Below are 13267 nucleotides of genomic sequence, written 5' to 3'. Positions count from 1 at the left end.
TAAACTGCAACCACTATGGAACTGATGGGATGTGGAACGGCGCTGGTCACTCCTTTTCGCAAGGATGGCGGCGTAGATGAGCCTGCGCTGCATGCGCTGGTGAACTGGCAGATCGAGAGCGGAATTGATTTTCTGGTTCCCTGCGGAACCACGGGCGAGGCTTCGACGCTGACGGAGGCGGAGTGGCTCCGTGTCGTGGAGGTTGTCGTTGCGGCCACCGCAAAGCGGGTCCCGGTATTTGCAGGGTGTACGCACAATGCTACGCACGAAGTGGTGTTGCGGGCACGCAAGCTGGCGAAGGTGTATGGACTTACGGGAATTCTAACGGCGAATCCTTACTACAACCGTCCGGGGCAGGAGGGGCAGTATCAGCACTTCAAGGCAGTTGCGGAGGCTGTGAACCTGCCGGTTCTGCTTTACAACATTCCGGGGAGAACGGGCGCGAACCTGGAGCCGGCGACGGTTCTGCGGCTGGCGGAATTGCCGAACGTGATTGGAATCAAGGAATCCAGCGGAAATCTGGCGCAAATTACAGAGTTATTGACTACGGCTCCCCGGAATTTCAAGGTGTTTGCTGGAGATGATGGGATCGCTTTGCCTGTGCTGGCATTGGGAGGAAGTGGTCTGGTCTCAGTCGCCTCCAATGTGATTCCGGGACAGATGGCCCGGATGGTGGACGCGGCGCTGGAAAACGACTGGGTGGCTGCGCGGAGGATCAATCGCCAGTTTTTCAGGTTGATGCAGGCACACTTCTGGGAGGCCAGCCCGGCGCCCGTCAAGGCTGTGCTTTCGATGCTTGGGCGATGCGAAGATGTTTTGCGGCTGCCCATGGTCCCGGTTTCTGCGGCTACGCGGCGGAGGCTGGAATGCATGGTGGGCGAGTTGGGAATGCTGGTGGGGATTCCAGGGACCGGCGAAGATCTGCGGACTTTCTAGCAAATTGTTTGGATGAGTAACTTGAAAGAAAAAGGTGAAGAGTGAGTCTGGACGGAACGTTGCAGGAGCGGGTTGAGCATTGGTTTGCGCAGGGTACGGCTGCGGTAGGAAACAAAGAGGCTGAGGCGGCGTTTCTGGAACTTCGGAGTGGACTGGAAGCGGGTGCATTGCGTGCGGCGGAGCCCGATGGTTCGTCTCTCGGATGGCGCGTCAATGCATGGATCAAGCGGGGCATTCTGCTCGGGTTCCGACTCGGTTCGCTGGTGGAGATGGGTTCGCCGGAAGGACTTTCCTTTGTGGACAAGGCGACCTATCCGGCGCGGCGGTTTGCCGCGGCTGATGGGGTGCGCGTGGTGCCGGGCGGATCGAGCGTAAGGGCAGGAGCGTTTGTTTCTAAAGGGGTCGTGGTCATGCCACCGGCGTATGTAAACGTCGGAGCCTATGTGGATGAGGGAACGATGGTGGACTCTCACGCGCTGGTGGGGAGTTGCGCGCAGATTGGCAAGAGGGTGCACCTCAGCGCGGCGGCGCAGATCGGTGGAGTGTTGGAGCCGGTGAACGCAAGCCCGGTCATTATCGAGGATGACGTGCTGGTGGGTGGAAATACCGGGGTCTATGAGGGGACCGTAGTGCGCAAACGCGCGGTTTTAGCTGCTGGGACGGTGCTGACGCGGGGCACTCCGGTTTACGATCTTGTGCGCGGCGAGGTGTATAAAGCGACCGCCGAGATGCCGTTGATTATTCCGGAAGGGGCAGTCGTTGTCCCCGGGTCCCGAGCGGTAAACAAAGGAAAAGGACAGGAATGGGGACTGAGCATCTCGGCTCCGGTGATTGTTAAATATCGCGATGAGAAGACTGAATTGTCTCTGGTTTTAGAGGATATTCTGCGCTAATTGCCGAGGGTTTGAAAATGCGGCTTGAGGTTGAATCTGGATGACCGGAAGAATCATCCTCGCCGTGCTCTTCATGCTAAGCGGAGCCCTGCACTTCATTCTCCCGCAGGCCTATCTTCGAATTATGCCGCCGTATCTGCCTTCGCCGTCATTGCTCGTCGCCATCAGTGGCGTGGCGGAGATGCTGGGTGGAGTTGGGCTGCTCATTCCCTTCACGCGTCACCTTGCCGCGTGGGGGCTCATGGCGCTATTGATCGCCGTGCTGCCTGCCAACATCTACACGGCGACAGCTCATCTGCCGCTGCCCGGTCTGGCGGGACAGAGCTGGGTGCAGTGGCTCAGAATCCCGCTTCAGATTCCGCTTGTCTATTGGGCGTGGCTCTATACGCGAGGGTAAGTTGGTTTTTCTGCTGAAACCCATGTCCCAGAATCAGGACATGGGCATCCTGATTGTCGCAAGCCACGATTATTAGAGGTGGCGGGGACCATAGTGAAGGTAAAACACTACCGCTGACGCGATGAGGCAGTAGATACCGAACAGGTACCAACGTCCTTGCTCGAGCCAACTGCTGAGCCACTTGAGGGCGACCAGTCCGGCGAGGAAAGCGAAGACCATTCCCAGCAAGCTCATTAGCAGGCTGCTGTGCAGGTCGATGGGCGTCCCGCTTGCCGCTGCCGCGTGCGTGGCCTTCAACAGCCGCAAGGCCTCTTTGGCGATGGCCGCGGGGGTGAGGATGACGGCGAGGGCAAAGCTGAAGCGCTCTGCGCGGTCCTTGCTTGCTCCGGTCAGCATACCGGTCGAGATGGTTGCGCCGGAGCGGGAGAATCCGCGAAAGGGCAGGCATAGGCCCTGGACCGCGCCAATCCAGCCGGCCTGACGCATGGTGACGCTATCGCCGTAGACCTGCTGTTGGGCACCCATGCGTCGCTTTTCCATCAATCCCGCAATCAGGATCAGAATGCCGGCAGCAGCCAGCGCGGGAGCGACCAGATCAAGCCGGCCAAAGAGCGATTCGATCTCACCCTTCGATGCCCCGGCGAAGGCGGTCTTCTCAATAATCTTGATAATGGGGTAGCCGATGACAGCCGTCAGCAGAGAAGCCCAGATGGCGCGGATGGCGAAGCGCTTGAACGCATCGGAGCTGGAAAAGTAGGTCTTCTTCCACTGGCTCCAGAAATAAACGATGACGGCGAACATAGTGCCTGTATGCAGCATGACCAGCAGCAGCGTCATCGGCGGCGAGGAGGGGTCGAGTCCCAACAGCTTCTCCGCGACAACGACGTGGGCGGAGCTGGAGACGGGCAGAAGCTCGGCGAGGCCCTGCACGATGGCAAGAACAATCACTTGAAAGAATGGCATAGAACTATCCTAAATGGCAGGTTAGTCGTGCGGCAGGCAGTCGCTTACGAGAGCATCTTTTCAAATACCGCCCAGGTTTTAATCCGCTGGAAACCTTCGCGTAGATAGAATCGATGCGCGCCTTCGCGGGAGATGCGGGAGGTGACGCGTATGGTCGAGACACCTTGTTTCCTGCTCCACGCCTCAACCTCGGCGCAGAGTCTTTTGCCGATGCCCAGACTGCGCTGCGCCTCGCTGACGACGAGGCCGCTAATGAGGCAATAGGAAGGCGATTGAAGCTCGTGCATCACTGATGCCTGGACCCAGCCCACGATCTCCTCGCCCCCACTTGTATCCCGACAGGCGACTAAAGCTACCTGCCTCTCCGTGCACGAGGACAATCGGACGATATGTTCGGAGATTGCTTCGACCGAGACTTCGTACCCTAATTGCCTGCTGAGTTCGGCGACCGCTTGCGCGTCTTCGCGTGAGATGAATCGCACGATCAGAGAGTACGCATCGGAATGGGCAATCGAAGATTCGCTCATGGCAATTTAATGCTCGTATAGCAAGCTGTCATGGAGCGGCAGCCTTTTCGCAACCGCTCAATCGCTATCATTTCCGAAGATGGGAATTCCCTGCTGCACCTTGTAGGCGATGGCGGCGGCACGGGCGGCGAAGTCCGACTGCGGATACTTCTCCTTGAGCTCCTGAGCCAACGCTGCGGTGCGCTGAGCCGCATCCTGCGCTCGCTTGCGGTCGTCCTGAACGTTGTACATGGTTACCGCAACGCCCTGCCGGTACGTCGCGTTATAGAGTGCCTCGGCAGACTTGGGGCCATCGGGAAACTTCTGCGCGTACTTCTCGTAGAGACCAGACTCCATCTCCGGACACTTCGGCAGGCCCTGCCAGTCGCCGCAGAGTTTGTTGTCGAGCAGGTCGTAGGCTGCGAGAGCGGCAAACTTCGTGCCGGGATACATCTTCATCACCTTCTTCATCTCGCCTTCGTAGAGCTGCGGACGAAGATAGGCCTCCTGCTCCTTCGCGCTGGGGAGGGTGCTGATGTCTTCCTTCTCCAACTGCCAGCGAATGTCCGCCGACCGCCATGCTGCCTCTGCCGCGACGGGAGACTGAGGAAAATAATCGGCGGCCCGCTCGTATAGGAGATGGGCCGCCATGGCCGCTCCCTTGGGAGCATGCGGCTGAGATGCTTCATCCTCGAAATTCGCCGCGGCCCCGTAGAGAATGGCGTCGCCGCCAGGAGTCGCCGGACTGATGACACCCTTGTCTCGAATCCATCCCGAGGCGGGAGTGACTGTGTTGCTATCGTCGGTGAACTCGGGCTTGTTCTCGTCGCTGGTGTCCTCGATGTCGGTGTTCGCGAAGACCTGAATCCACGGGCCGCTGCGTTGGACCACCACTACTTCGTGGCCGGGAGTGACCACCGAAACCTTCTGCGCGTCCGCGTCGGCGGTGACATAGACGTTCGCCTCATGCACGACGGTGGCGCGTGCGGAGCGGTCGTATCCTGACTTGTCCTTCGACTTTTGACCTGAGGCCATCCCGGTCAGCAGCAATACTACCGAGACAACCACCACCAGACGCTGCTGAAAGTTTCGCTGAAGACAAAGAGAGAGCATAGGCGATTATTAGACGCTCCATTAATCGTTCGGGAGAGCCCGTACGCCATCATAGCGGCTCGTGGCTTAAACGGTCACTGCTTCGTGAGCCACGTGGACCCGGTCGCGGCCAGCGTGTTTGGCGTCATACAAGGCGCGATCGGCCACGCGGACGAGATCGGTAGAATCGCGAGCTGGCGATGGATACATCGCGATCCCGATAGACAACGAAATCTGCCGCAGGGTCTGCCCCTTGAACTGCACACGCAGCCTGCTGACGGCTTGGCGAATTACCTCTGCGCGCTGAACGGCTGTCTCTTCGTCTGTCTCGGGGAGGATGATGATGAACTCCTCTCCGCCGTAGCGGCAGACGACATCTTCGCTGCGGACTGACTGGCGGAAACAATCAGCCACCTCACGCAGCACGGCGTCTCCGGCCTCGTGTCCGAAGGCGTCGTTGAATGCCTTGAAATGATCAACGTCCAGCATGAGGACGGCCAGAGGGCTTGTGCTGCGGAGAGCACGATGCACCTCGCGCTCAAGGGCGATGGCCATGAAATGCCGATTGAAGAGATGGGTGAGTCCGTCGCGAATGGATTGGTTTTCAAGCTTCGTCCGCAGATTCAGAGCGGCAATCGTCATCGCTGCCAGTTCAACCATCTCGTTGATTTGGAGAATGCGACTTCGGGCGAGGTCCGCGATCTCTTGTGTGGGAAACGTGAGGTAGACAAATCCGAGCGTCTCGCCATGCGCGGCCAGAGGGATGCAAACATAATTTTCCGGCGGGTTGCCGATGAAGTGGCTGCAATTGATGGACGAGTGGCCCGGAGAGCGCCAGCGGAGATGGCCCGCCCGCAGACCGCAACAGGCGTCGGGGGCAAATCCTTCTGCGAGCGAGGAGGGGTCGTTCCATGTGGCGGCGATCTCCAACATGCTACGTGAATTGTTGATCATCAGTGTTGCGCCGCTACTGCCGGGAACGAGCGTCTGAAGGTGGCGAACGCTGCATGCTTGTGCTTCCGCCGCGGTAACGCACAAGTGCAGTTCATCGCGCGTTGCTTTCAGATGCGACGCCTCCGTTCCCCGGCGTTCGAGCGCTTCGATGGTCGCCTCCAGACGATCATTTGCGAGAGACAGTTGCTTCTCAAAAGTCTTGCGACGGAGAGCATCGCGAATGAGAAATGCAAAGAGCACAATCAGCACAATCAGCGATAGCCCGAGATAACCGGCTCCAACGAGCAAGCTTCTGACACCGCTGGCCTGCGACTCGTTGGAACGCAGCGTAAGGAGGCCTCGCTCTTCCTCCTGGATCAGGCTGATTACGTTGCGACAGGACTGGATCTGCTGATCGGGAACGGTCTTCGATTGACGGGCACTCTCCATGGCGCGGGTCAGCGCCTCCACTGAGGTGTCCAGTTCGTCTACGTGACGTTCCTGGGATGTATTGTCCTGCAACAGGTTTTGCAAGGTGAACACGCCGCTCCGCAGTGCGGCAACCGATCCCCCGGCGGCACGAAGATTATTTATGTCTCCCGTTGCCTGGTAAAGCTGCATGCTGGAGCTGAGCCGGTCAAGACGCTGCGATTCCAGCTGGAGGTTGTTGATAACGGTTTGGGAGTGATCCAGCCAGTTGCGGATTTCAATCAGGTGCCGCGTGTTCGAGTAGACAATCAGGCCACCGCCTACCGTGAATATAAGCGCACCAATAGCAGAGATGACCAGCAGAGGGATGACTTTGCTGGGCTTGAGTGGAGCATGTCGAGAGGTGGAAAGATCAGCCAATTTGAATATCCATGACACGCATCTGCCACGTGACGTTCACTTAGCGTACCGTGAATCTTTTCCGGTTACGCTGATACGAAAGTGGTAGTTCCACTTGGGCTGACGTATCTTCTAACGCTGCTCCAGCGTCTGCCGCAACTGTGGCTCCAGATTTCCGCCGCTCAGGATGACTGCTATTTTTCGGACCTTGGGCATTTCGTGAGCATGATACAAAGCAGCGGCAAAAGCCACCGCGCCGCTGGGCTCCGGAACCAGCTTAGTCGCGGTCAGCATAACACTCATCGCGGACAGAATTTCGTCTTCACTGACGGCCACGATGCCGTCTACGTACGCCATGACATGCTCGAAATTAAGCGCACCGAGGCTCTGCGTGCGCAGCCCGTCACCGATCGTGCGGGTGGTCTTCTCCGCGGGCCACTTCACCAGTCGCTTCGTCTCGAAGCTCTCCTTCGCGTCGGCTGCCAGTTCCGGCTCTGCTCCCCAGACCTGTATTCTCGGTGCGCTCAACTTCACCGCTGCGCTACTTCCAGCTAACAGGCCGCCACCGCTTACGGGCGCGAGGATCAGATCGACACTCGGCAACTGCTCCAGAATCTCCAACGCGCAGGTGGCTTGTCCAGCAATGATCGCCGCATCGTCGTAAGGGGGAATCACGGTATAGCCGAATTGCGCGGCGAGTTCCTCGGCCTTGGCCTGCCGCTCCGAGGACGCTGGTCCTACGATCACAATCTCGGCTCCCAAGGCCAGGGTCGCAGCCTTTTTAATCTCAGGAGTGTTGTCCGGCATCACAATCACGGCCTTCGCCCCCAGCGCACGCGCGGCATAGGCGACGCCCTGAGCGTGGTTGCCACTGGAGTAGGTAATCACGCCGCGCCGCAGGGCCTCGGACGATAGCTGTGCCATCATGTTGTAAGCGCCGCGCAGCTTGAAACTGCCAATCGGCTGCTCGCTCTCGGCTTTGATATAGATGTCGAACTCTGGCTCGGCAATCTTTTTCATTCTGAGACGGGCGCGCGCCACCCGATACAACGGAGTCCGCACCGCTACCCCGGCAAGCCGCTGCTGTGCCGCGCGTATCTCTTCCAGTGTGACCAACTCACTCATCTTCAATTCCTCAAGTTCGATTCCTCAAAAAATGCGTCCCAACCCGAAGTACCACTTGTAGTGACCGCTACCCCCGATGCTGCCTCCGCCGTAGAGTGGGCCTACCAACGTCTTCATCACAACAATTGCAGTTCCATCGTTCGGTACCGAGGGCGTGCCCGAATTGCCGCCGAAGATCTTGCCGAGCTCATAGAATCCGCCCGCATAGATGGCATCGCCGAAGATAGGGTTCAGGTGTGACAGCCGGATCAGATAGCCCGCCTGCCCGAGAAAGTAATCGTCGCCCAGCAGTTCTCCGCGGCTGTATGCCGTGAGGCGCAGTGGGCCGCCTAGCGAAAATCCAGCGAGGCCGAGGTTCGAGGCGCCAAAACTCGTGCCTCCGCTAGCAGTGCCAAATACGATGCCGCGCTTCCCGGCTGGGATAAAGTGTTCCACTGTTCCATTGAACTGGGAGAGGCCATTCATCGCATTGGGCCGCTGAGTGTAATAGCTGAAGTTCGAATGCAGCTCGGAGCCCTTCGTCGGCAACATAACCTCATCCTGTCCGAGGTACTGAAACCGTACCGAGGTGACCAATGGAGTCAGATTGAACTCCTGCCCCACCGATGAACCAATGGTGCGGTGCTCACCAAACCACTGATAGTCCTCCCCGACACGCAGCTCTGCTCTCGCGTTGAACTGGTAGGCCACGTCCGCACCCACGCCATTCTTCGACTGCCTGAACTGTGCCAGCTGGTCGCTGCCGGAATAGTATCCCGTCTCCGACTGCGTCATATACCCGTGCGGAGCGATGAACCATCGCGATTGTAGCTTCAGCGGCTTGTAAAGCTCTGCGTCGAAACCCGCAACCTGGCCGACCATGCCATCCACTCGAAGCTCCGAACCGGGTCCGACAAGATTCAGAAACGTGGCCCGCGCGCCAAAACCGAGTTGAATGTCATTCGAGTTGTTGGATAAAAGAGTCAGCCCCAAATTAAGAAACGGCGGCGCATAGTCCTTGATTCGCGGCCGGATCAGCAGGCCTGGCTTACCATTTTCATCCACCAGGTTGTAGTTGATGATCGAGAACGTTCCCGTGCCTTCAAGATCAGCGATGCTCTTTTCGATAGCCGCTGTATCGACGGGTTTACCGACAAACTGCTTGAACGAAGCGGCGACTTCAGAGCGTTCCGCGCCCTTCAGCCCATACACATCCACGAACTGCGGCACCGGCAGATGCGTTCGCCGCCGCGCATCTTTCTCAGCGACATATGCTTTCCAGTCCGCATCGTCGAGGGCATATCTCTCCAATGCGCTGGCATTGGCCTCCGCAGCTTTGCTGCCTTGCGGAATGATCTCCTCACTCTTGTCGAAGTCGGTTGCGCCGAACCTGCTGACGTCCGCCTTGATCAGGACAGTCGCGTTGTTCATGCTGGCCTGCTCATTCGCCGCCACCATAATCGACACATTCCTGCCTGCGACCGCCAACGGAGAACTCAGGCTCTCCGGGTTTACCGGGCCCGTGTCCAGATACACGGCGATGATGATATCCGCGCCCATAGCCCGCGCCACATCCACGGGCAGATTGTCTACCGCGGCGCCGTCGGAGTAGATTTCGTCGCCATGCTGCACCGGCGCGAACATTCCGGGAATCGACATCGTCGCCCGCATCGCCTGCGCGAGCGAACCATTCTCGAAGACGTGCTTGCTGCCCGTCGTAAGTTCGGTCGCGACGCAGCGGAAGGGGATGGGTAGATCGTCAAAATTCTTCAAATCGTAGTAGGGCATCAACGTCCGGTCGAAGAGCAGGCCTACCGCAGCTCCTGAGTTCAACCCTCTGGGCACGCTGATTCCATGTCTCAACCCAAAGTCCAGCCGATTCGGATACGCCAGCTTGTCTTCTTTTCTGCGGTAGCCCAGTGCCTGGAATGGAACCTGGCCGCTCAACACACCGGGCCAATGAATGCGGCCAACGAAGGCCTTGATGTCTTCCGGACTATTGCCTGCCGCATAAAGACCGCCTACCAGGCCACCCATACTCGTACCGGCCACGTAGTCCACCGGGATGTGATGTGCCTCCAGCCACTCGATTGCTCCGATGTGGGCGAAGCCCAGCGCGCCGCCGCCTTCGAGCACCAGTCCGATCGTAGGCCGTTTTGGAGGCACAATTTTCGGCTTTTGCGCCATCACTACCCGAAGCCCCAGCACCAAGATCACGCCACCAACACCAAGAAGAATTCGCCGGCAAATAGCGCAACGCGGAAAGGAGATCATCTGCAGATAAATCTACCAGTAACGGCAAGCCAAATGAATGATCTTGAGGGTAGATCGCCTGCCCACTCTGCCGGTTGACGTATGATTCGATCTGTATCCAAAGGATGGGACCATGTGTTTTTCAGCCACGGCGAACTTCGCCGGCAGCGCCGTTCTGGGTACCATTGGTGTCGCCACGATCGCAGAGGTGAAACACCGCCGCGCGTTCATGTTTGCAGCCATGCCTTTGCTGTTCGCTATACACCAGTTCATCGAGGGATTCGTCTGGCTGGGGTTGGATGGCATTCTGCCGGCCTATGTCGCCCATGATGCCGGAGCAGCTTTTGTGCTCTACGCCCAGGGATTGCTGCCGTTCCTACTGCCACTGAGCGTGTATCTCATCGAGCCGACCAAACGCAAGCAGCAACGTATGTTGTGGTTCGTGCTGCTGGGCGGTGGCCTGATGCTGTACCTCCTGTGGGGGCTGACCGCATACCCACTGGAGGTCTCCGCGCATGGACATAGTATCGTCTACTTCAACCGTGCGACCACCACGACTACCGTGGCAGTTCTCTACGTCATCGCAACCTGCGGTGCGCTGCTTCTTTCAGGATTCCGCTATCTCATCGCGCTGGGCATTGCCAACATCATCGGGCTGGTCGTGGTGATGAGCGTCATGCGCTATGCGTTTACTTCGATATGGTGCGCCTACGCGGCGGTCATAAGCGTTCTGATCTACTTCCACTTCCGCCGCCGGCACTATATGGCTCCCGTTATATATCCCAGCGCAACCTGAATTCTGCAATCTCTCTTGCGTCATCTCACAAACAAAAGGCACCCGCAAAGGGGTGCCTTTTCTATCTTCTGGCAAATGGTCAGATCTCGAGAATGACCGGCATGATCAAAGGCCGCCGGCTTGTGCTCTTCTGGATATACCGCTTCAGGTCATTGCGAATCTTCTCTTTGATAACTCCGTAGTCCGCCTTCTCTTCTGGACTGGAATTATCAAGCGTCCGCTGAACGACCTGCCGCGCCTCGGGAATCAATCCCTCCTCGGCGACTGCCATGCCTCGCATCACAATCTCCGGTGCGTTCTCCAGCAGACCGGTTCGTTTATTGATGGCAATGATTGGCAGCACGATTCCGTCTTCGCTCAGATGCTTGCGGTCGCGGATGACAAGGTCTTCGACCACATCGTTCGCTACTCCGCCAGAGTCGATGCACACGCGGCCAACCGTGATCTTACCGGTCTTGGTGGCTGAATTCTTGTCGAACTCCAGGACGTCGCCATCTTCCAGCAGAATCGCCTTCTCAACCACGCCCATCGAACTGGCAAGCTCGACATGCCGTTTCAGGTGGCGATAGTCGCCATGCACGGGAATGAAGAACTTTGGACGAACAAGGTTAATCATTAACCGCAGTTCCTCCTGGCTTCCGTGGCCGCTGACGTGGATCAGGCCGGACGCGCCATCGTCATAAATGACCTTGGCATCGCGGCGCTCCAGGTGGTCGATGACGCGATAGATGGACTTCTCATTGCCCGGTATGACGCGCGAACTCATCAACACCGTATCGCCCGCGTCGATGTGCGCGAACTTATGGTTGTTGACCGCGGCGCGGCTGAGCGCGCTCATTGGTTCACCCTGCGTCCCGCTGATCATGATGCACAGCTTGTTCGCTGGATGATCCTTGATGTGTCCGGGATTGATGATGAGCCCCTGCGGCAGATCGAGGTAGCCAAGGTCCTGCGCAATTTCGGTGGAGTTATCCAAAGACCGCCCAATGATTGCGACCTTGCGCCCATGCTGGTGCGCCAGTTCCATCGCCAGCCGGATACGGTGGATCGACGATGAGAAGCAGCTGAAGAACAGCTTCTTCTTAGCCTGCCCGAAGATTTCATCCAGTCGCGGCCGCACCGCACGCTCACTCGGCGTATAACCGGAGCGGTCAACGTTGGTGGAGTCCTGCAGCAATGCCAGAACGCCTTGCTTACCCAGCTCGGCGAATGCATGAAGATCGAACGGCTTATTGTCGGGCGGCGAAAGGTCCACCTTGAAGTCGCCCGTATGCAGAATGACTCCCACCGGCGTGTGAATCGCCAATGCCACGCAGTCCACCAGCGAGTGCGTCACGCGGATAGGCAGGATCGAGAACGGCCCCAGCGTAAACCGCTTGCCGGGAATCATCTCATTCAGGTCCGCGTCGTCCAACAGGCGGTGCTCTTCGAGCTTGCCTTCAACATAGGCCAGCGTGAACTCGGTCCCATAGACAGGCACATTCAATTCGGAAAGGATCCAGGGCAGACCGCCGATGTGGTCTTCGTGCCCGTGAGTCAAAAGGATCGCGCGAACCTTGTCGCGGTTTTCAGTCAGGTAACTGATGTCGGGAACAACGATGTCCACACCCAGCAACTCTTCTTCAGGAAACATCAGACCGGCGTCGATGACAATAATGTCATCCTGCCAGCGGAGAGCCATGCAGTTCATCCCGAACTCGCCCAGGCCCCCCAGCGGAATCATCTTCAATTTATCAAGTATCATCAACCTTCAATCTTAGCATCGCGTGCGAATACCGCCACTTTACACACTCGCCGCACGGAAGATCGGCCCCGCATCCAATTGGATGCGGGGCCGAAGGGGGGTTCACCAAGGCTGGGCTATTTCGTTGCCAGGGCGTCCCGATGGTTGCGAACGTAATCGTGCGAGGCAAGGACGTGCGCCTGCTGCTCGGCCAAGAGCTGGCGGATGGGCAAAGGCAGTTCCTGATTAAGAGCATCCGCGTACGCCTTCTTCGCTTCGTCTTCGCCGGTCTCAGCGGTTTCGAGGAGGCCATGGTCGCCGCTGCCAAGTTTGGCTTTGAGATCGCCCCAGACGCGGTGCAACGTTCCGGCCGTGGTGCCGGTTTCATGGATGTCGTGGACGCCATTCTGATGGAGCGCCTCTTCCAAGTCGCCGCGGAAGCTGGCCCGCTTGAGCGATTCAGTCAGAAAGTATCTCTTGAGCGTCTCATCCTTAAGGTGCTCGCCAATATCGGCAAAGCCCTTCTGGCTGTCCTGGAGGATGTTGATGACCGAGCGCAGAACGCGCTGCATTTCGTGCTGCTTACCGGAATCGCTTGACATAGTGTCCTCGTGGATCGGAATTGGGGATCGAAATTTGATAGAGATGAGCTTCGGTTGAGGCAGGGTCCGCCGGTTGTGTGCGATTCTCCTTCACCGGCGGCAAACAGGAGAAATCGCGAAAATCCCGCGCCCCTGCCTACCGTTTGCTAAGGTCCACCGGGCTGATGCACCCGGCGGCGAGTATGGAGGAATAGATGCAGGTTTAGGCCGTGGGTTTGCATTCAGGTACCCCGAGGCTAAG

12 protein-coding genes are annotated in these 13267 nt (G+C 58.2%); 4 read left to right on the top strand and 8 right to left on the bottom strand.

The features are described from left to right. Positions 1–15: 15 nt before the first annotated feature. The 3 genes from dapA to P4G45_RS03280 are packed head-to-tail and all read left to right on the top strand — an operon-like array spanning position 16 to position 2226. Positions 16–936, top strand: coding sequence for a 4-hydroxy-tetrahydrodipicolinate synthase (gene dapA / locus P4G45_RS03290; RefSeq protein ID WP_348268258.1), 921 nt, complete (start codon positions 16–18; stop codon positions 934–936). A gap of 41 nt (positions 937–977) precedes the next feature. Then, entirely contained in the window at positions 978–1829 is an 852-nt protein-coding gene (locus P4G45_RS03285; protein ID WP_348268257.1) for a 2,3,4,5-tetrahydropyridine-2,6-dicarboxylate N-succinyltransferase, read from the top strand. Between the two features lie 40 nt (positions 1830–1869). Then, the gene (locus P4G45_RS03280; protein WP_348268256.1) at positions 1870–2226 is read left to right on the top strand and encodes a DoxX family protein; all 357 of its coding nucleotides are present in this window, start codon (positions 1870–1872) and stop codon (positions 2224–2226) included. A 72-nt stretch (positions 2227–2298) separates the two neighbouring features. Here P4G45_RS03280 and P4G45_RS03275 read toward each other — a convergent pair whose 3' ends face one another. From P4G45_RS03275 to P4G45_RS03250, 6 genes are all read right to left on the bottom strand, one after another. Further along, positions 2299–3189, bottom strand: coding sequence for an undecaprenyl-diphosphate phosphatase (locus P4G45_RS03275; RefSeq protein WP_348268255.1), 891 nt, complete (start codon positions 3187–3189; stop codon positions 2299–2301). Between the two features lie 44 nt (positions 3190–3233). Next, complete coding sequence (locus P4G45_RS03270; RefSeq protein WP_348268254.1) at positions 3234–3716, bottom strand: GNAT family N-acetyltransferase; 483 nt, start codon at positions 3714–3716, stop codon at positions 3234–3236. 57 nt (positions 3717–3773) lie between these two features. Continuing rightward, entirely contained in the window at positions 3774–4808 is a 1035-nt protein-coding gene (locus P4G45_RS03265) for an SH3 domain-containing protein (protein ID WP_348268253.1), read from the bottom strand. 66 nt (positions 4809–4874) lie between these two features. Next, positions 4875–6569: a GGDEF domain-containing protein gene (locus P4G45_RS03260; protein ID WP_348268252.1), complete on the bottom strand. Its 1695-nt coding sequence runs from the start codon at positions 6567–6569 to the stop codon at positions 4875–4877. Between the two features lie 111 nt (positions 6570–6680). After that, complete coding sequence (locus P4G45_RS03255) at positions 6681–7673, bottom strand: threonine/serine dehydratase (protein ID WP_348268251.1); 993 nt, start codon at positions 7671–7673, stop codon at positions 6681–6683. Between the two features lie 24 nt (positions 7674–7697). Beyond that, on the bottom strand, positions 7698–9839 hold the full coding sequence (locus P4G45_RS03250; protein ID WP_348268250.1) for a patatin-like phospholipase family protein: 2142 nt from the start codon (positions 9837–9839) through the stop codon (positions 7698–7700). A 199-nt stretch (positions 9840–10038) separates the two neighbouring features. Between P4G45_RS03250 and P4G45_RS03245 the strand changes: the two genes are divergently transcribed. Beyond that, on the top strand, positions 10039–10701 hold the full coding sequence (locus P4G45_RS03245) for a DUF6629 family protein (protein WP_348268249.1): 663 nt from the start codon (positions 10039–10041) through the stop codon (positions 10699–10701). 79 nt (positions 10702–10780) lie between these two features. Here P4G45_RS03245 and P4G45_RS03240 read toward each other — a convergent pair whose 3' ends face one another. Then, on the bottom strand, positions 10781–12445 hold the full coding sequence (locus P4G45_RS03240; protein ID WP_348268248.1) for a ribonuclease J: 1665 nt from the start codon (positions 12443–12445) through the stop codon (positions 10781–10783). Between the two features lie 116 nt (positions 12446–12561). Beyond that, complete coding sequence (locus tag P4G45_RS03235; protein ID WP_348268247.1) at positions 12562–13026, bottom strand: PA2169 family four-helix-bundle protein; 465 nt, start codon at positions 13024–13026, stop codon at positions 12562–12564. Between the last annotated feature and the right edge of the window lie 241 nt (positions 13027–13267).

This window comes from Edaphobacter paludis, assembly GCF_039993895.1.
Lineage (GTDB): Bacteria > Acidobacteriota > Terriglobia > Terriglobales > Acidobacteriaceae > Edaphobacter > Edaphobacter paludis.
The sequence above is the reverse complement of the archived record's forward strand: the minus strand, read 5'-3'. Positions and strand labels throughout refer to the sequence as shown.

What these genes read in the sequence shown, in the direction of transcription:
- P4G45_RS03275 (WP_348268255.1), bottom strand. Translation starts at nt 3,189, where the DNA reads ATGCCATTCTTTCAAGTGATTGTTCTTGCCATCGTGCAGGGCCTCGCC.
- dapA (WP_348268258.1), top strand. Translation starts at nt 16, where the DNA reads ATGGAACTGATGGGATGTGGAACGGCGCTGGTCACTCCTTTTCGCAAG.
- P4G45_RS03250 (WP_348268250.1), bottom strand. Translation starts at nt 9,839, where the DNA reads ATGGCGCAAAAGCCGAAAATTGTGCCTCCAAAACGGCCTACGATCGGA.
- P4G45_RS03280 (WP_348268256.1), top strand. Translation starts at nt 1,870, where the DNA reads ATGACCGGAAGAATCATCCTCGCCGTGCTCTTCATGCTAAGCGGAGCC.
- P4G45_RS03270 (WP_348268254.1), bottom strand. Translation starts at nt 3,716, where the DNA reads ATGAGCGAATCTTCGATTGCCCATTCCGATGCGTACTCTCTGATCGTG.
- P4G45_RS03235 (WP_348268247.1), bottom strand. Translation starts at nt 13,026, where the DNA reads ATGTCAAGCGATTCCGGTAAGCAGCACGAAATGCAGCGCGTTCTGCGC.
- P4G45_RS03265 (WP_348268253.1), bottom strand. Translation starts at nt 4,808, where the DNA reads ATGCTCTCTCTTTGTCTTCAGCGAAACTTTCAGCAGCGTCTGGTGGTG.
- P4G45_RS03240 (WP_348268248.1), bottom strand. Translation starts at nt 12,445, where the DNA reads ATGATACTTGATAAATTGAAGATGATTCCGCTGGGGGGCCTGGGCGAG.
- P4G45_RS03255 (WP_348268251.1), bottom strand. Translation starts at nt 7,673, where the DNA reads ATGAGTGAGTTGGTCACACTGGAAGAGATACGCGCGGCACAGCAGCGG.
- P4G45_RS03245 (WP_348268249.1), top strand. Translation starts at nt 10,039, where the DNA reads ATGTGTTTTTCAGCCACGGCGAACTTCGCCGGCAGCGCCGTTCTGGGT.